Source organism: Streptomyces griseoloalbus (assembly GCA_014650015.1).
GTDB classification, from domain to species: Bacteria; Actinomycetota; Actinomycetes; order Streptomycetales; family Streptomycetaceae; genus Streptomyces; species Streptomyces griseoloalbus.
Map to the genome: position 1 here is coordinate 5,714 of BMUD01000012.1, position 17,037 is coordinate 22,750.

8 protein-coding genes and 3 pseudogenes are annotated in these 17,037 nt (G+C 72.1%); 3 read left to right on the forward strand and 8 right to left on the reverse strand.

All coding sequences use genetic code 11. The features are described 5' to 3' along the window. Window positions 1-276: pseudogene (locus tag IE178_RS36055) on the reverse strand (hypothetical protein); the annotation flags it as partial. Here IE178_RS36055 and IE178_RS19115 point away from each other — a divergent pair. Beyond that, a pseudogene (locus tag IE178_RS19115) lies at window positions 199-1,095 on the forward strand (ROK family protein); the annotation flags it as partial. The pseudogenes IE178_RS36055 and IE178_RS19115 sit on opposite strands and share 78 nt — an antisense overlap. A gap of 305 nt (window positions 1,096-1,400) precedes the next feature. On the opposite strand, the gene IE178_RS19120 reads toward IE178_RS19115, so the two are convergent. The 4 genes and pseudogenes from IE178_RS19120 to IE178_RS19135 form a co-directional block, all read right to left on the reverse strand. After that, window positions 1,401-2,639 carry a LacI family DNA-binding transcriptional regulator gene (locus tag IE178_RS19120; RefSeq protein ID WP_193513151.1) on the reverse strand — a complete coding sequence of 413 codons (1,239 nt, stop codon included), beginning with the start codon at window positions 2,637-2,639 and terminating at the stop codon, window positions 1,401-1,403. Window positions 2,640-2,704: 65 nt separating this feature from the next. After that, window positions 2,705-5,147: pseudogene (locus tag IE178_RS19125) on the reverse strand (glycoside hydrolase family 3 C-terminal domain-containing protein). Window positions 5,148-5,189: 42 nt separating this feature from the next. After that, window positions 5,190-6,941: a discoidin domain-containing protein gene (locus IE178_RS19130; RefSeq protein ID WP_193513152.1), complete on the reverse strand. Its 1,752-nt coding sequence runs from the start codon at window positions 6,939-6,941 to the stop codon at window positions 5,190-5,192. A gap of 256 nt (window positions 6,942-7,197) precedes the next feature. Then, on the reverse strand, window positions 7,198-8,277 hold the full coding sequence (locus IE178_RS19135) for a DUF1996 domain-containing protein (protein ID WP_193513153.1): 1,080 nt from the start codon (window positions 8,275-8,277) through the stop codon (window positions 7,198-7,200). A 253-nt stretch (window positions 8,278-8,530) separates the two neighbouring features. Here IE178_RS19135 and IE178_RS19140 point away from each other — a divergent pair, with 253 nt between their 5' ends. Continuing rightward, on the forward strand, window positions 8,531-10,327 hold the full coding sequence (locus IE178_RS19140; protein ID WP_193513154.1) for a pectate lyase-like domain-containing protein: 1,797 nt from the start codon (window positions 8,531-8,533) through the stop codon (window positions 10,325-10,327). 107 nt (window positions 10,328-10,434) lie between these two features. Here IE178_RS19140 and fusA read toward each other — a convergent pair whose 3' ends face one another. Continuing rightward, window positions 10,435-12,492 carry an elongation factor G gene (gene fusA, locus IE178_RS19145; RefSeq protein WP_193513155.1) on the reverse strand — a complete coding sequence of 686 codons (2,058 nt, stop codon included), beginning with the start codon at window positions 12,490-12,492 and terminating at the stop codon, window positions 10,435-10,437. A gap of 483 nt (window positions 12,493-12,975) precedes the next feature. Between fusA and IE178_RS19150 the strand changes: the two genes are divergently transcribed. After that, a complete protein-coding gene (locus IE178_RS19150) occupies window positions 12,976-14,388 on the forward strand; it encodes an MFS transporter (protein WP_193513156.1) in 1,413 nt (470 codons plus the stop codon). 157 nt (window positions 14,389-14,545) lie between these two features. On the opposite strand, the gene IE178_RS19155 is transcribed toward IE178_RS19150, so the two are convergent. Further along, window positions 14,546-16,306 carry an Hsp70 family protein gene (locus tag IE178_RS19155; RefSeq protein WP_193513157.1) on the reverse strand — a complete coding sequence of 587 codons (1,761 nt, stop codon included), beginning with the start codon at window positions 16,304-16,306 and terminating at the stop codon, window positions 14,546-14,548. Next, window positions 16,303-16,962 (reverse strand): hypothetical protein, encoded by a 660-nt coding sequence (locus IE178_RS19160; RefSeq protein WP_193513158.1) that lies wholly within the window; start codon window positions 16,960-16,962, stop codon window positions 16,303-16,305. The genes IE178_RS19155 and IE178_RS19160 overlap by 4 nt, the downstream gene beginning before the upstream one ends. Window positions 16,963-17,037 lie beyond the last annotated feature (75 nt).

A 17,037-nucleotide genomic window follows, 5' to 3' on the forward strand; every position in this document is an offset into this window, starting at 1 on the left:
GGCGCGGGCGACGTGCTCGGCGCGGGCGACGTGCTCGGCGCGGGCGACGTGCTCGGCGCGGGCGACGTGCTCGGCGCGGGCGACGTGCTCGGCGCGGGCGACGTGCTCGGCGCGGGTGGGGGCCTCGGCCCCAGCTGGGGTCCTGGACCCGGCGGGGGCCTCGGGTCCGGTGTCGGCCTCGGGTCCGGTGGTGGCCTCGGGTCCGGTGACTTGCTGGGCGTCGGCATCGGCGTACCCGGGATCGTCGAGCACACCGGGGACGGCCCCCTCGTGCACGGTCAGACCATCGGCTGGGACGCCGTACCGCTGGAGCGCCTGTTGCGGGCGTCGGGGCGGCTGCCCGCGCACGTGCCGCTGTTCATCGACAACGGCGCGAAGACGCTGGGGCAGGCCGAGATGTGGTTCGGCGGCGGTCGCGGGGCGCGCAGCGCCGTGGTGGTGCTGTTCGGCTCCGGAGTCGGCGCGTGTGTCGTGACCGACGAGTTGGAGCGGGGCCGCGCGGTGGAGTGGGGCCATCTGACGGTGCGGGTGCGCGGCCGTCGGTGCCGTTGCGGTGCGCTGGGATGCCTGGAAGCGTACGCGGGCGCGGAGTCGCTGCTGGCGCGCTGGCGGGAAGCGGGCGGCCGGCCCCCGCACGGGGCCGACGAGGAGGCCGCGCTGACCTCGATGCTCGCCGCCGCCCTCCCGGCGAACGGTGGCGCACCGGACCCGGTGGCGGCACGGGTGCTCGAGGAGACGGCGGAGTATCTGGGCGCGGGCCTCGCCGACCTGATCAATCTCTTCCAGCCCGAGCGCATCCTCGTCGGCGGCTGGGCCGGCCTTCAACTCGGCACGCGGTTCCTGGAGTCGGTGCGCGGCCACGCGCTGGACCACTCCCTGCGCCACCCCGCGGCCCGGGTCCACATCACGCTCGGCCGGCTCGGTCCGGACGCGGTGACGATGGGCGCCGCCACCCTGCCCCTCGCGGCGTACTTCGCCCGCGGCGGCTACCGCGCACCGGCCGGTTCCCCGCCACCACCGGTACCGGCGTGGCGGGCGGCACTCGGGGGGAGGATGGCACACTCCGCAGCGGCACCGGGGCGACGGGGCGAGTGATCACTCGGTTGAACCGAACGGCGAGTGATCACCTGGTTCAACGGAACCACGCCACGACGTGCTGGTCGTCGGCGCAACCGGGATGGTGCTGTCGCCCGTGGGGCAGACGAGCCCCGGACCGCCCTCGCAGTCGACCGGCCCGGGAATCCGGCCCGGTGAGGCGAGGGAGGTTTTCCTGACGTGCCCGCCGCGGTCACGCCGTCAGGGGCGCGGGAAACCGCGCGGCACCCCACGAAGGACCGGCGGTCGCCCACCGGCCCTCGCGCCCTGTGCCGCCGGCTCCCACGGCCCGACGCCGCTCATCGCTACGCCGAGTCCCGTACGACCAACTCCGGATCGAAGATCACCGAAGTGGGCTCGCGACGCCTGCCCCTGATGTGGTCGTCGAGGAGGCCGGACATCGTGGCCGCCATCTCCTCCACCGGCTGCCGGACGGTGGTCAGCCGGGGCCGGCAGGTGACGGCCACGCTGGAGTCGTCGAAGCCGACGACCGCGACGTCCTGCGGCACCCTGCGTCCGTGGTCGCGCAGGGCCTGGATCGCCCCCTGGGCCATCAGGTCGTTGGCGGTGAACACCCCGTCGATGTCGGGATGTTCGGCGATCAGGGACGTCATCGCCGCCATGCCGCTGTCGACCGTGAAGCCTCCCTCGGCCACCGGCACATAGGGGTTCCCCTGCCGGGCCAGGGTGTCCCGGAAGCCGGCCAGGCGCTCCTGACTCGCGGCGACGGCGAGCGGGCCGGCCACGGTGACGATCCGGCGGCAGCCGCGGGCCAGCAGGTGCTCGGCGGCGAGCCGGCCGCCCTCGCGGTGGGCGAGGTCGACGTAGCTGAGCGGCACCGGACGCCCGGGCCGGGCGAACAGCACCGCCGGCAGCCGGGCTTCGGCGAGCAGCGCGGGCAGCGGGTCGTCGGGGTGGGTGGACACGACGAGCGCGCCGTCCGCGCCGCCCTGCCGGAGGTAGGTCACGACCTCCTGCCGGGTCTCGGGGGTCTCGGCGAACATCAGCACCGGGTGCATGGAACGCGGCCGCAGATGCCCGACCACACCGCCGACCACGCGACCGAAGAACGGGTCGGCGAACACCCGGGTGGCGAAGGCGATCTGCTCCCGGTTCGCCCCGTCCCGGTTCGCCTCGCCCCCGCTCGTCCCGTCCCGGTTCGCCCCGTCCCGGTTCACCTCGCCCCCGCTCGTCCCGTCCCGGTTCACCTCGCCCCGGTTCGCCTCCTCCCGGCCCACCCCTTCCCCGTCCGTCCGTTGCCCGTCCCTCCGTTGCCTGTCCCTCCGATGTCCGTCCTCCTTGCCGCCCGTCTCCGATCCGTCCCCCGCGCCGGAGACCACCAGCGCCACGGTGGTCGTACGCCGCGTGACCAGTTGTCTGGCGGCCTGGTTGGGGGCGTAGCCGGTCCGTTCGATGGCCCGGCGGACCAGGTCCTGGATGGCCGGGTCCACGTTGCGGACGCCGTTGACCACCCGGGACACGGTGGCCCGGGAGACGCCCGCCTCCCGGGCCACGTCCTCCAGGGTCGGGGCCTGTCTGCTCATGACCGCACCCTAACCGGCGGGGCCGCCCGCACGGTAGAGCGCTCTCCCGCCCCTGGTCCGGGGTGTCATCCGGCCGGGCGGACCACCACCTCCGCCGCCAGCGGCAGGTCCCCCGCCGACCGCCCCGCCAGCACCCGGCAGGGCCCCGGCTCGATGCGCCACGCGTGCTCCTCGGCCGACCAGTGGCGCAGCGCCCGCGCCGGGATCCGCACCCGTGCCGTCACCGCCTGCCCCGGCCCGGCGTGCACGGCCTCGTACCCGGCGAACCACCGCTCGGGGCGGTCGACCGGTCCGGGCGGCCGGGCGAGATACACCTGGACGACCTCACGGCCCGCCCGCCCACCGGTGTTGCGCACGCGCACGCACACCGTCAGCTCCTCCCCCGCCCGCCACCCGGACGGTACGGTCAACTCCTCGTAGGCCCACGCCGTGTAGCCCAGTCCGTGGCCGAACCAGTAGGCCGGAGTACGGCGTTCACGCAACCAGCCGCGGTAGCCGACGTGCAGGCCCTCGGTGTAGGAGAGGCGGCCGTCGACCGGCCGGGTGCGGGTGACGGGGGCGTCGGCGAGGGCGGCCGGCCAGGTGGTGGGCAGCCGCCCGCCCGGCTCGGCGCGTCCGAAGAGCACGTCGGCCAGTCCGCCGCCTCCCTCCTGCCCCGGGAACCACGCCAGCAGGACCGCGCCCACCGCCTCGCGCCACGGCATCTCGACGGGCCCACCGCTGTTGACCACGGCCACCGTGCGCGGATTGGCGGCGGCGACGGCGTGGACCAGCGCGTCCTGGGTGTCGCCGAGGGCGAGAGTCGTCCGGTCGTACCCCTCGGACTCGCCGTGTTCGGTGGTGCCGACGACCACGATCGCCGCGTCCGCCGACCGGGCCGCGCGGGCCGCCTCGGCCAGCGACGCGGCGACGTCGGGGGCCGGTGGGGCCGCGCTGACGACGGTGGCCCGGCCGGTGCCGGGCGCCAGTTCGCGGCGGGCCACCAGCAGGACGTCCCGGCCGGCGGCCAGGTCGGCGGTGGCGTACCGGGCGGGCGGGTTGACGTGGACGATCGCCGGATCGTCGGTCAGCGGCGGGTACGCACCGTCCAGCAGTACGTGTCCGTCCAGGCTCAGGCTCATCCGCCCGAAGCCCGCGACACCCAGCGTCCAGCGTCCCCCCGTGCGGGGGCGCAGCATCGCGCTGATCTCGACGGTGTGCGCGCCCGGCGCCAGGCGCGGCTCCAGCAGGCGTCCGCCGGCGCGCCGCTCGGCGTACAGCTCGGCCCCGGTGGCGTCCAGCACGCGCAGCAGCACGCCGGGGCGCCCGGAGCGCGGGTCGGTGCACGTCGTGGCGTCCAGCGCGGGCGCCGGGCCGTCCGGGCGGGGCCCGGGGACGTGGACGACGCGGGCCCGGCCGCGCAGCGCGGCCCGGATGCCGTCCAGGACGGACACCTCGCCCTGGGGGAAGACGCCCGCGCTGCCGCCCCCTTGGGTACGGGTCCGTGCGGCGTGCGCGCCGATCACGGCGACCGTCCCGAGGCGGTCGGCGTCCAGGGGCAGTACGTCCCGGTTCCTCAGCAGGACCGCGCCCGCGGCGACCGCCCGCCGGGCCAGCGCCCGTACGTCCCGGGTACGGGTCGGGACCGGGGCCGGCGGCCGTTCGTCGCCGAGGGCTCCGCAGCGGGCGGCGAGCCGCAGCAGGCGCCGCGCCTTGTCGTCGACGGCCGCCGCGGGCACGCCGCCGTCGGCCACCGCGCCGGCCAGGGCCTCGCCCCAGGGGCCGTCCGGCCCGGGCATGGCGAGGTCCAGCGCCGCGCGCGCGGTGGGCACGGTGTCGCGCACCGCTCCCCAGTCGGAGACGACCACGCCGTCGAAGCCCCACTCGCTCTTCAGCGGGTCGGTGAGCAGGTCGCTCGCGGTCATGGTGGTGCCGTCGACCGCGTTGTAGCCGGCCATGACCAGCCGGACCCCGGCGGCCACCGCGGCCTCGAAGGGCGCGAGGTAGACCTCCCTGAGCGCCCGTTCGCCGACGCGTACGTCGACCGTGAGCCGGTCGGTCTCGGAGTCGTTGGCCACGTAGTGCTTGGCCGTCGCGGCCACCCCGCCCGCCTGGACGCCGCGGACGAGGGCGGCGCCGATGCGGCCGGTCAGTTCGGGGTCCTCGGAGAAGCACTCGAAGTGCCGGCCGCCCAGTGGGCTGCGGTGCAGGTTGAGGGTGGGGGCGAGCAGGACGTGCACGCCCTTGCGCCGCGCCTCGGCGGCGAGGAGGCCGCCGAGGCGTTCCACGAGCGCCTCGTCCCAGGTGGCGGCGAGCGCGGTGGCGGAGGGCAGCAGCACGGAGGTGCTGCGCTCGTCCCACGCCTGTCCACGCACGCCCGCCCGGACCGTCCGACATCACCAACTCGCGCAGACCAACGGCCGGTTCGGCGCGGGTGCGCCAGGTCGTGGCGCCGCTGAGCAGCAGCGCGCGGGCGCGCGGTGTCAGTTTGCCCAGCAGCCGGTCGATGTCTTCCTCGCTCGTCCCCACCCGGGCCCCCACCCTCTCGTTCCTGGAACTGTTGCCGCCGTGTCAGCTGTAGACGCCGAACTCGTACAGCGAGTAGCCGTAGCCGGTGCCGCGTGCGGTGCCGTTGACCCGGACGTAGCGGCCTGTGCCGGTCACTTCGAGGGTGTCGACGCCGCCGTTGCCGTCGGTGACGGTGCGCACGGTGTGCCAGTTCTGTCCGTCGTCGGAGGTCTGGACGGTGTACGCCTTGGCGTAGGAGGTCTCCCAGTACAGCTGCACGTGACGGAACGTGGTGCGCGTGCCGAGGTCCACCCGCAGCCACTGCGGGTCGCTCCAGTCACTGGCCCAGCGCGTGTTGGGGTTGCCGTCCACGGCGTTGGCGGCGGGGCAGGGGCAGTCGCCGTAACCGGGCTGGGACGACGAGGCGGTGGCCGGCTTGCCCAGGGCGACGTTCGTGCCGTCCACGGCGGGCGGCACGACGCGCGCCGAGAGGGTCTCCACGCCGACGTTGCCCTTGCCGTCGGTGACCTTGACGTACAGCTTCCACACGCCGGGACGGTCGGGGGCGGTGACCTTCAGACGTCCGCCGCCCAGGTCGGTGGACGGCAATGTGGTCAACTGCTTGCTCTGGTCGATGTAGTTGCTGTTGGCCTGCACCTCGTACGTGAGGGGGTCGCCGTCGGGGTCGGTGGCGCGCGTGGTGAGCACCAGGTCCTTGCCCGCCTGCACCTTGCCCGCGTCGCCCTCGACACCGAAGCCGGAGACGACCGGCGGCGTGTTGTCGCCGGACGTGCCGCCGCCGTACGCCCGCTTCACGGCGTAGTACGACAGCCGCTTCTGGCCGGCCGGGAGGAGGTTGAACCAGATGCCGCCGAAGTCGTACTCGGTGCCGTAGTGGAACAGGGTCGCGCCCAGGGCGACGCCCCGGTGTCCGGTGACGCAGTTCCAGGCCTTGGTGTATCCCTCGGCCTTCGCCTGGTCGGTGGGTTCCCTGGGTACGCCGTTGGCGTCGTCGGGGACCTCCCACTCACCGGCGGGTCCGGACTCGGTGACGATGTACGGCTTGGTGTAGCCGCCCTGTTCCCAGGCGGTCCGTACGTCGCAGACGGCGTCGTAGGAGTTGACGGCGTACAGGTCGAGGTCGGGGGCGTTCTCCTTGTAGTACGGCCAGGCGCCGACCCAGGCGTCGGTGGAGGTGACCGGGTGGTTCGGGTCGACGGAGTGGATCTTCTTCGCCACGTCGTTGACGAAGGTGGTGTAGGCGTCGCGCTGCCGCTCCAGTTCGTCGCCGCTGTAGCAGTTCTGCAGGCCGAGGACCGACTCGTTGCCCACGTTCCACATCAGGACGCCCGGATGGTCCTTGTACTCCTGCACCCACCGGGGGAACTCGGCGAGCATTTTGTCCTTGTACCCGGTGTCGGTCACGTAGTTCACGCAGCCGCCGCTGCCCGGGCCGCCGCCGGGCTGGAGCCAGAAGCCGGCGATGACCTTGATGCCGTGCGCGGCCGCGGAGTCGAGCAGCGGCCTGCTGCTCGCGTCGGTGCCCCAGGTGCGGATCGTGTTGACGCCCATGGACTTCAGGTCGGGCATGTACCGGTCGACGTCGGCGACGGAGGGGCCCCAGGTCAGGCCCTTGATCTGGTAAGGGCTGCCGTCGACGGTCAGCTGCCAGTTGCCCTGGCCGCCGGTGACCTTCACCGTGCTGCCCGCGGCCACCGCCTGCGCGCCGGGCAGGGCGGTCAGGGCGCCGACGGTGAGCAGGGCTGCGGTCAGGGGTGCGGTGAGTCTGCGGGCGCGGGTGGGTGGTCGGCTCATGTGGGGTCTCCGGTGTACGGGGTGGGGGGGCCGGCCCGGCCGTGGCGGGGCATGGACGGCCGGGCCGGCCCGTTCGGTTGGCTCGGCCCGCTCGGTTGGCTCGGCCCGTCGTCGCGGGAGCCGGCCGGGTGGTCGGGACAGCGGATCGGAGGCGGTCAGGAACGGATCAGGGGCTGATCAAGGGCTGGCCCGGGAAAGGCCAGGGGACTGATCAGGGGCAGGTCAGGAGAAGGCCAGCGGACCGATCAGGGGCACATCAGGGAAGTTCGTAGTCCTCGTTCAGGGCCGCCCCGGCCTCCGGGTGGGTCTCGTCGTAGCCGCGCGCGTTGCACTGGAGGCCGCCCACGATGCAGTGGTCGACCATGGCCTTCAGGGTGGGCTCGTCCCAGGCGTTGAAGAAGTCGTAGTGGAACGAGTGGCTCGCTCCACTGGCCAGCCTCACCTGTGAGAGGTCGCCGTTGACCGGGAAGGCCATCTTGAACTCGATCATCGGCAGGGCGACCGGGTGGCCGGCCGGGCAGATGTTGTTGTTCGTGCCGGGGTTGACCACCGGGTAGGCCATGTGGCTCTGGTGGTCCGGTGTGTCCAGGTTGCGGCCGTCCCAGCAACTGGGCGCCTGGAAACGGATGTTGACCTGGACGTCCTGGCGGTCCGGGCAGTCGGTCGGGAAGTCGACGTTGAAGAAGCTGTCGCCGCACTCCCAGCCCTCGACGAAGCCCGGGTGGTCCCGGAACTCCTGGGCGCTCTGCATCGGGCTGCCGACCACGTATCGCAGGCCCTTGGGGAAGGGGCGCACGCTGGTGTAGTCGGTGACGCCGGCCTTGTAGTAGATGACCTGCGGACCCACCGGCAGCACCGGCTCGTCGCCGTCGTACATGGTCGGCATCCAGTACGCCGACCGGTCGCCGGGGGCGAGGCAGGTCGTGGTGCCCGCGTCGAGCGACGCGGTCGTGCTGTTCGCGTCGGTCGTGGTGTTGCCCATGAAGGTGTGGTCGTGGGACTTACCCGGTTGCTGCGGGTACACGATCGGGTCGTCGGGGGCCGTGTGGGTGACCGAGCAGTTGGCCTGGAACTCGTGGAAGTAGCGGTGCGGCGGCTCCTTCGTGGACGGGGTGACGCCGGTGACCGGCGGGTTCGCGGGGATGTAGCCGTCGCCGTCCGGGTCCTCGGGCGAGGCGGCGGTCGAGGCCGCCATGGTGTGCCCGGTGTGCCCAGCGCGCACGGCCGGCGCGGGGACGGTGTCGGCGTTCGCCGCGACGGTGCCGACGCCGATCGAGGTCAGCAGTAACGCGGTCGCGACAAGGGTGCCGGACAGAACTCTTGATCTCCGTGGCATGGAGACCTCCTGAGAGGGTCGGGGAAATCTCGGAGAGCGCTCTCCCACGGAGGGAGTGTTGAGGCGGGGGCCGATGGTGTCAAGGGATCCGGCGGGAAAATCAACGGGCCCCGCGCCCACACTTGTTGAACACGTCACAGGTGGGACGGTCGTAACTCTTGACGTGTCCCGCACACGGATGAAGCATGCACTTCCAGAGAGCGCTCCCCCACCCCCACTGCGTTCAATTTCCGAACAAGGAGAGAGCCGCCCCATGCCCACTTCCCCCACGAACTCCGCCACGCCCGAACCCTCCGGCGTGCGGCGACGGGCCCTCCTCGGGGCGGCCGCGGCTGCTCCCGTGCTGGCCGGGCTCTCCGGCACGGCCGCCGCGGCCCCCGGCTCGCGCAGGCGTCCCCGCGCCCTCCCCGGCGGCGGCGACCTCGGCCCGAACGTCATCGTCTTCGATCCGTCCACCCCGGACATCCAGGCCCGCCTGGACGAGATCTTCCGGCAGCAGGAGCGGGCCCAGTTCGGCACCGGCCGCTACCAACTGCTGTTCAAGCCGGGCACGTACAACGGGCTCAACGCGCAGATCGGCTTCTACACGTCCATCTCCGGCCTCGGTCTCTCCCCCGACGACACCACCATCAACGGTGACGTGACGGTCGACGCCGGCTGGTTCGACGGCAACGCCACCCAGAACTTCTGGCGTTCGGCGGAGAACCTGGCGCTCGTCCCGGTCAACGGCACCAACCGCTGGGCGGTCGCCCAGGCCGCGCCGTTCCGCCGGATGCACGTACGCGGCGGCCTCAACCTCGCCCCCGCCGGTTACGGCTGGGCGAGCGGCGGCTACATCGCGGACAGCCGCGTCGACGGCACGGTCGGCCCGTACTCGCAGCAGCAGTGGTACACCCGGGACAGCGCGGTCGGCGGCTGGACCAACGGCGTGTGGAACATGGTGTTCTCCGGTGTCGAGGGCGCCCCCGCGCAGGGCTTCCCCGACCCGCCGTACACCACGCTCGACACGACGCCGATCTCCCGCGAGAAGCCGTTCCTGTATCTGGAGGGCGCCGACTACCGCGTCTTCCTGCCCGCGCTGCGGACCAATGCCCGTGGCGTCACCTGGGGCAACGGCACCCCGCGCGGCACCTCCCTGCCGCTGGACCGCTTCTACGTCGCGAAACCGGGCGACTCGGCGGCCACCCTCAACCAGGCGCTCGAACAGGGCCTCAACCTGCTGCTCACACCGGGCATCTACCACGTCGACCAGCCGGTCCGGGTGAACCGGGCGGACACGGTCGTGCTGGGTCTGGGGTACGCGACCCTGATCCCCGACAACGGTGTCACCGCGCTGCGGGTCGCCGACGTCGACGGCGTACGGCTGGCCGGCTTCCTGGTCGACGCCGGGCCGGTGAACTCCCCCGTGCTGCTGGAGGTCGGGCCGGAGGGCGCCTCCGCGGACCACTCCGCCAACCCCATCACCGTCCAGGACGTGTTCATCCGGATCGGCGGCGCGGGCCCCGGCAAGGCGACCACCAGCATGGTGATCAACGCCCGGCACACCGTCGTCGACCACACCTGGGTCTGGCGTGCCGACCACGGTGACGGCGTGGGCTGGGAGACCAACCGCTGCGACTACGGTGTCGTCGTCAACGGCGACGACGTCCTCGCCACCGGCCTGTTCGTCGAGCACTTCAACAAGTACGACGTGCAGTGGAACGGCGAGCGGGGCCGCACGATCTTCTTCCAGAACGAGAAGGCGTACGACGCCCCCGACCAGGCCGCCGTCCAGAACGGCTCGATCAAGGGCTACGCCGCGTACAAGGTCGGCGACCAGGTCACCACCCACGAGGGCTGGGGCATGGGCAGTTACTGCTACTACAACGTGAATCCGGGCATCGTCCAGCACCACGGTTTCGCCGCCCCCGAGCGGGACGGGGTGCGCTTCCACAGCCTGTCGGTGGTGTCGCTGAGCGGCAACGGGCAGTACGAGTGCGTCATCAACGACACGGGGTCGCCGACCTCGGGCACCAACACGGTGCCGTCGACGGTGGTGTCCTACCCCTGATCCCGGCGCCGGGGGCATGCTCCGACCGACGCCGGCGGTCGGGTGTGTGCCCGTACGGCACCGGTGGTGGCCCCTCCTTCGGTGTGCGGGAGGGGCCACCTTCCCCGTTACCCGGCGGGCGACGCGACCGGCGCCGGGGCGTAGCCGGTGGGCCGGGTGGTGAAGGTGCCGCGGCCCTGGGTGCGGCTGCGCAACCGGGTCGCGTAGCCGAACAGTTCGGCCAGCGGCACGGTGGCGGTGACCACCGTCGCGCCCGCCCGGGTGACCGAGCCGGTCACCCGCCCGCGCCGCGCGGCCAGATCGCCGAGCACGCCGCCCACCGCGTCCTCGGGCACGGTCACCGTGACCTCGACGACCGGCTCCAGCAGGACCATCGCGCAGGCTCGCAGGGCGTCCCGCAGTCCGAACCGGCCGGCGGTGCGGAAGGCGGTGTCCGAGGAGTCCTTCACGTGCGTCGACCCGTCGGTGAGCGTGACCCGCAGCCCGGTCACCGGATGCCCGCCCAGCGGTCCCTCGGCCAGGGCGTCCCGGCAGCCGGCCTCGACCGCGCGGACGTACTCCTGGGGCACGCGCCCGCCGACGACCGCCGAGCGGAACTCGAACCCGGACCCCGGTGACCGAAGCGGCTCGACGTCGAGGACGACATGGGCGAACTGGCCCGCCCCGCCGTCCTGCTTGACGTGCCGGAACACGAACCCGGACACACCGCCTCCGACGGTCTCCCGGTAACCGACCCGGGGACGGCCGACGTTGACGCCCAGTCCGTGCTCACGGCGGATCTTCTCCACCGCGACCTCCAGATGCAGCTCGCCCATGCCGGACAGCACCGTCTGACCGGTCTCCGGGTCGGTGCGCACGACCAGCGAGGGGTCCTCCTCCGCGAGCCGTGCGAGTGCCGACGCCAGACGCCCGGTGTCCGTGCCCTTCAGCCCCTCGACCGCCACGGAGACGACCGGCTCGGCGACACCCGGAGGTTCCAGGACCAGCGGGGCGTCCGGTGCGCACAGGGTGGCGCCGGCGCGGGCGGACTTCAGTCCGACCACGGCGACGATGTCCCCGGCGACCGCCCGGTCCAGCTGGGCGTGCCGGTCGGCCCGAACCCGCAGGATGCGGCCGATGCGCTCGGGACGCCGTGCGGTCGCGTCCCACACCGTGTCTCCCTTCTCGATCGTTCCCGAGTAGATCCGCAGGTAGGTCAGCCGCCCGGTCGAGGTGGCGTTCACCTTGAACGCGAGGGCGGCGAACGGTGCCGCCGGGTCCGCGGCCCGCTCCTGCTCGGCACCGTCGCCGTCGCCGTCGTGCGTGCCGCGGACCGGGGGCACGTCGAGCGGCGACGGCAGATAGGCGAGTACGGCGTCCAGCAGCGGTTCGATGCCACGGTTGCGGTAGGCGGAGCCGCACAGTACGACGACGGCGTCACCGCTGCGGGTCAGGTCCCGCAGGGCCGAGGCGAGCGTGGCGCCGCTGAGCGAGCCGGTGTCGCAGAACTCCTCCAGGGCGCCCGGATGCAGTTCGGCGACGGCCTCCTCCAGCAGTCGGCGCCGCCTGGCCGCCTCCTCGCGCAGTGCCTCCGGAACCGGTGCCGCGTCGTCGGCCTCGCCCGCGTCGGTCCAGGTCAGGGCGCGCATGCGCACGAGGTCGACGACACCGGTGAAGGTGTCTTCCGCGCCGATCGGCAGCTGGACCGCCAGGGGTGCGGGGTGCAGCCGTTCCCGGACGGAGGCGACGGCGGTGTCCAGGTCGGCGCCGGCCCGGTCCATCTTGTTGACGAACGCGATCCGCGGCACACCGTGCCGGTCCGCCTGCCGCCACACCGACTCGCTCTGCGGCTCCACGCCGGCGACGGCGTCGAACACGGCGACCGCGCCGTCGAGGACGCGCAGGGAGCGCTCCACCTCGTCGGCGAAGTCGACGTGGCCCGGGGTGTCGATGAGGTTGATCCGGTGACCGTCCCAGGCGCAGCTGACGGCGGCGGCGAAGATGGTGATGCCCCGGTCGCGTTCCTGCGGGTCGTAGTCGGTGACGGTGGTGCCGTCGTGCACCTCGCCCCGCTTGTGCGTGGTGCCGGTGGCGTACAGGATCCGCTCGGTGACGGTGGTCTTGCCGGCGTCGACGTGGGCGAGGATGCCGAGGTTGCGGACGGCGGCAAGCGGGTTGGTGCGCATGGCCCAGGGCCTTTCGGATGATCCGGGAAAGGGCAGCGCGATTTCCCTGACGCACGACGGCGCACGCCCCCTGATGCACAGGGGGTGCGGAGTTCAGACGTGCGTCACGGGCATCCGGTACCGGCCGCGCGGCGAGCACCGGACGGCCGGAGACACCAGGATCACCTCGGACCGGCGGGACCGGGAACGGGGAGCGGCAGCAGCGGCGCGGTCACGCACGGCCGGACTCCCCTCGACTGGTCATCGGTGCGCGGCCCGGACGGCGGGCGGCGCCTGCTCGGTGAGTCTAGGGACGGAGGGAAAGGCGGGTCCACGGATTATTCGGCGTCTCACATATCGGTATGCCGTTCCTGATACATGAGATTTTTGGGATCGTTGGGCAACCCGCACCGTGCACGCGACCTCCCGTGCGGGGGGCGCGTGGCGTCGTGCGGGCCGTCGTCGCATGCCGCCGACGGCCGTTCTACCCGGAAAGACCGTGAAATGCCCGCACCCACCACCAGCCCGGCACCGGCACCCGTCAACTCGCGGTCCCGCGTCCTCATCGCGAGCCTCATCGGCACGACGATCGAGTTCTACGACTTCTACATCTACGCGACCGCCGCCGTCCTGGTCTTCCCCACGCTCTTCTTCCCGAACAGCGACCCGACCACGGCCCTGCTGTCGTCGTTCGCGGTGTTCGGCGCCGCGATGGTCGCCCGCCCGATCGGCGCCGTCGTCTTCGGACATCTCGGCGACCGGCTCGGACGCAAGGGCACACTGGTGGCCTCGCTCCTCACCATGGGCATCGCCACCTTCCTCATCGGTGTGCTGCCCACCTACGAGCAGGCCGGCTGGATCGCCACCGCGCTGCTGGTGCTGATGCGGCTCGCGCAGGGCTTCGCGCTCGGCGGCGAGTGGAGCGGCGCCGCCCTGATCGCCACCGAGAACGCCCCGAGCGGCAAGCGCGCCCTCTACGGCACCTTCCCCCAGCTGGGCGCCCCGCTCGGCTTCATCATCGGCAACGGCCTCTTCCTGGCCATCGGCGCGCTGCTGCCGTCCGCGGCGGGCGCCGACCCGTCGCAGCCCTCCGAGGCCTTCCTGACCTGGGGCTGGCGCGTGCCGTTCCTGTTCTCCGCCGTGATGGTCGCGATCGGGCTGTGGGTGCGGATGCGCCTCGTCGAGTCGACGGTCTTCGCCAAGACCCGGGAGGCCGGGCTGGTGCGGAAGCTGCCGCTGGCCACCGTCTTCCGCAGCCACTGGAAGCAGCTGGTCCTCGGCACCTTCTTCATGCTGGCGACGTACGTGCTCTTCTACCTGATGACCACGTTCTCGCTGAGCTACGGCCGCACGCCGGAGGACGCCGCCGTGCCGGGCCTGGGGTACAGCTACACCACCTTCGTCCTGATGATGATCTTCGGGGTGCTGTTCTTCGCCGTGTTCACCCTGGTCTCCGGCCCGCTCGCCGACAAGTACGGCCGGCGCGGCACGCTGATCGCGGTCACCGCCGGGATCCTGGTCTTCGGGCTGGCGTGGGTGCCGCTGATCGGTCTGGGCACGCTGGGCGTGGTGCTGTGGCTGGTGCTCGGCTTCACGCTGATGGGTATGACCTTCGGCCCGATGGGCGCGCTCCTGCCGGAGCTGTTCCCGACGAGCGTGCGCTACACGGGCTCCGGCATCTCGTACAACGTCAGCTCGATCCTCGGCGCGGCCGTCGCCCCGTTCATAGCGGTGGCCCTGTGGGAGGCCGGTGACGGCTCGCCGTGGCTGGTCGGGGTCTACCTCTCCGCGATGGCGCTGCTGACCCTGGTCGCACTGCTGCTCGGCAAGGAGACGAAGGACGTCGCGCTCGACGAGGGCGAGGACCCCACCACCCTCGACCGGGACGAGAACCCCGCCGCCACGGCGGCCCCCTGAGTCGTCCGGCGCCTGCGCCACGGCCCCCTTCCCCCGCCCGGAGCGGAAGGGGGCCCCGGTGCGTCTTCGCGGGCGGCGGCGTCGGCTGCCGACACCTGCCGCGGCAGTGGAGCGAGCCTGGCACACCCGGAGATCGCGCATCGGAGTCCGGAGGCTGTCAACGTCCCCCCGTCACCACTCCCTGCGGCTCGCCGTTGACCGTTACCGCAGGGTCGGCCTCGACCACGCGCACGGACATGTCGATCGGTGCGGGGCGGACGTTGGCCGATTCGGCTCCCGAGAGGTGCCGGACGTTGGCGGAGCCGTCGGCGAACGGGCGGACGGTGTGGGCCAGAAGGCGGGTCAGCTCATCGTCGAGACCATGCTGCAGTGGAGTGCCGTCGGGGCCGAAGGAGTCGATCTCGCGCTCGGCGAGCACCACGCCGGTCTCCGCGTGGGTGGCGGTGAAGCGCAGGATGCCGCTCTCGTTGTAGCGGAACTTGATCTCGATTTTGTTCCGGCGGATGTCCTGTTCGCGGGTCGGCAGATTCACCTCGATGTTGGCCAGGGGAAAGGCACGGTCACTGTCGGCCGGATAGCCGACCTCGCCCTCGATCACCGGCACGCGCACGAAGGAAGCGCCCGGCGTGTCCGGGTAGAAGTTGGCCGAACCCTCCGCGGGGAGCGTGGCGTTGCGTCGGATGATGGCGCGGAAGCCCTTCTGCTCGCCCGCGCTCACGGCCGTTCCCAGGTCGTAGCTGGTCACCAGGGAGAAATCGCTGTCGTCGCCGAGTTCGCCGTCGAGGGAGGCCGCGTAGATGGCCGCGCCTCGGGCGACGGCGGTCATGGGCCGGCACAGGGCGCTGTCGACGATGCGGTCGTGGCCGAGGAGCTCGCCCAGGGCGTGACGCACCTGGGGAATCTGCGAGGTGCCGCCGATCATCAGGACGGAGTCGATGTCGTGTGAGGTGATGGCCAGGTCTTCCAGGGCCTGCTGAACCGCCTCCAGGGCGCGGGTGATGAGCGGGGTGATCGCCTCGGTGTACTCGGCCGAGGTGATCCTGACCGCACGTTTCGAGATCGAGGGGGCGAGGCCGACCGGAAGGTCGAAGAAGCGCGAGCCGTCCATCGACACGGAGGACAGGGCGATCTTCGTCAGCTCGACCGACCGGCGCCAGCGGCGTCGTTCGGCCTTGGTGAGCTGGTCCGCGGTGAGGCCGATCTTCTGCTGGATCAGCTGGGCCAGCGCGTTGTCGAACTCCAGGCCTCCGAGGGCGGTGATACCGCGGGAGGTCTGCTCCTCGAAGAGGCCGTCGTCGTATTCCAGGACGGTGACGTCGATGGTGCCGCCGCCCCAGTCGAAAACGAGGAAACGGCCGGGGATCGGGAAGTCGTGGGCGTACGAGATGGCAGCCGCGGTGGGCTCATTGAGCAGGGCCCGGACCTTCACTCCGCCGAGCGCTGCCGCGGCACGAGTGCGGTAGCGGGCGCCGCCCGTCGCCTTTGCGGGGACGGTGACGACCGCGTCGGAGAGGTCGAGCAACTGAGCAGCGACGCCTTCCTTCATGCGGCTGAAGAGGGACGCGGCCGCGACCGTGCTGTGGAACTTCTCGGAGCCCACCCAAGCGTGATGCTCCTCGAGCTGGGCCGCGACCTCGAGACCGTCGATGTCGCCGTCCTTCTCGGCACCGGAGCGGGTGCCGAGCATGCGCTTCACGGCGTCGAGCGGCTCGCTGGTGCCGGTCTTCGCCTCCCAGCCGAAGCAGAGGGTGCGCTGGAGGTCGCGGACGGACAACACGGAGGGGAAAAGCTGCTCGAACTCCGACATGCGCCACTGGGCGGGCACGTTGTCGCCGTCGACCGGCAGAACGTCGGTGGTGTGCCCGTTCCAGTGGGCCACCACGGAGTTGCTGGTGCCGAAATCGATACCGAACGTCATCGCGTTCCCCTTTGCGTCATGCCAAGTCGCCAGCTCACCGCAGCACGCAGCGTCTGCCTGTAGGTCGGCGCCGGAGCCGGGTCCTCCACGCCGGTTGCAGCACTAAGGTCGACACTCTCCAGCGCGGGTGCTTCCTGCCCGGCAACGGCTCGCAGCCAGCCGCGTTCGACGAGCTTTCCAGACTCCTTGTCGACGTAGGCCGGCGCGACGAGCTCGAAGGCAACCGGACCTCGCTGCATCACACCGGGATCTTCCTCGACAACGTTGAAGAGTGACCGATCACCGGCGTCGTCGTCAACGATCTGCAAGCCGGCCTTCTCCGCCTCGTGGTTGATGCGGGTCAACACTGCTGTCAGCTTTTTGGCGTCCAGCGCCTGCCGATGCAAGACGGCCAGCTGGGCCAAGTGCATCTGGCGCGTACGAATGCTTTCCAGCACGCCTTTACGTACTGCTTCGGTGAACTGAGGAAGGACTCGGCGCATCAACTCGGCCCGGAAGACAGCGATCAGATCGCCTTCAGTCTCCTTGTCGTCCAGAGCGGCGACCAGCCTGTCCGTCGCCGCCTCCAGTTCCTTCTCCACCACGGGCAGGAGCGTCTCGTTGACCGACTTCAGGATCGCGGCGGCGTCCAGGGTCCCCGGGGTGAACTCGGGCAAGTGGCTCTCGGTGAATCGCCAGGGAGCAGCCTCGGCCGCCCTGCGCTCACCACGATTCCGCACGCTTCCGCTGTT

Bases quoted from the DNA above. Each gene is read 5' to 3' on its own strand.
- IE178_RS19120 (WP_193513151.1), bottom strand. From the start codon at position 2,639: ATGAGCAGACAGGCCCCGACCCTGGAGGACGTGGCCCGGGAGGCGGGC.
- IE178_RS19130 (WP_193513152.1), bottom strand. From the start codon at position 6,941: ATGAGCCGACCACCCACCCGCGCCCGCAGACTCACCGCACCCCTGACC.
- IE178_RS19150 (WP_193513156.1), top strand. From the start codon at position 12,976: ATGCCCGCACCCACCACCAGCCCGGCACCGGCACCCGTCAACTCGCGG.
- IE178_RS19140 (WP_193513154.1), top strand. From the start codon at position 8,531: ATGCCCACTTCCCCCACGAACTCCGCCACGCCCGAACCCTCCGGCGTG.
- IE178_RS19135 (WP_193513153.1), bottom strand. From the start codon at position 8,277: ATGCCACGGAGATCAAGAGTTCTGTCCGGCACCCTTGTCGCGACCGCG.
- fusA (WP_193513155.1), bottom strand. From the start codon at position 12,492: ATGCGCACCAACCCGCTTGCCGCCGTCCGCAACCTCGGCATCCTCGCC.
- IE178_RS19155 (WP_193513157.1), bottom strand. From the start codon at position 16,306: ATGACGTTCGGTATCGATTTCGGCACCAGCAACTCCGTGGTGGCCCAC.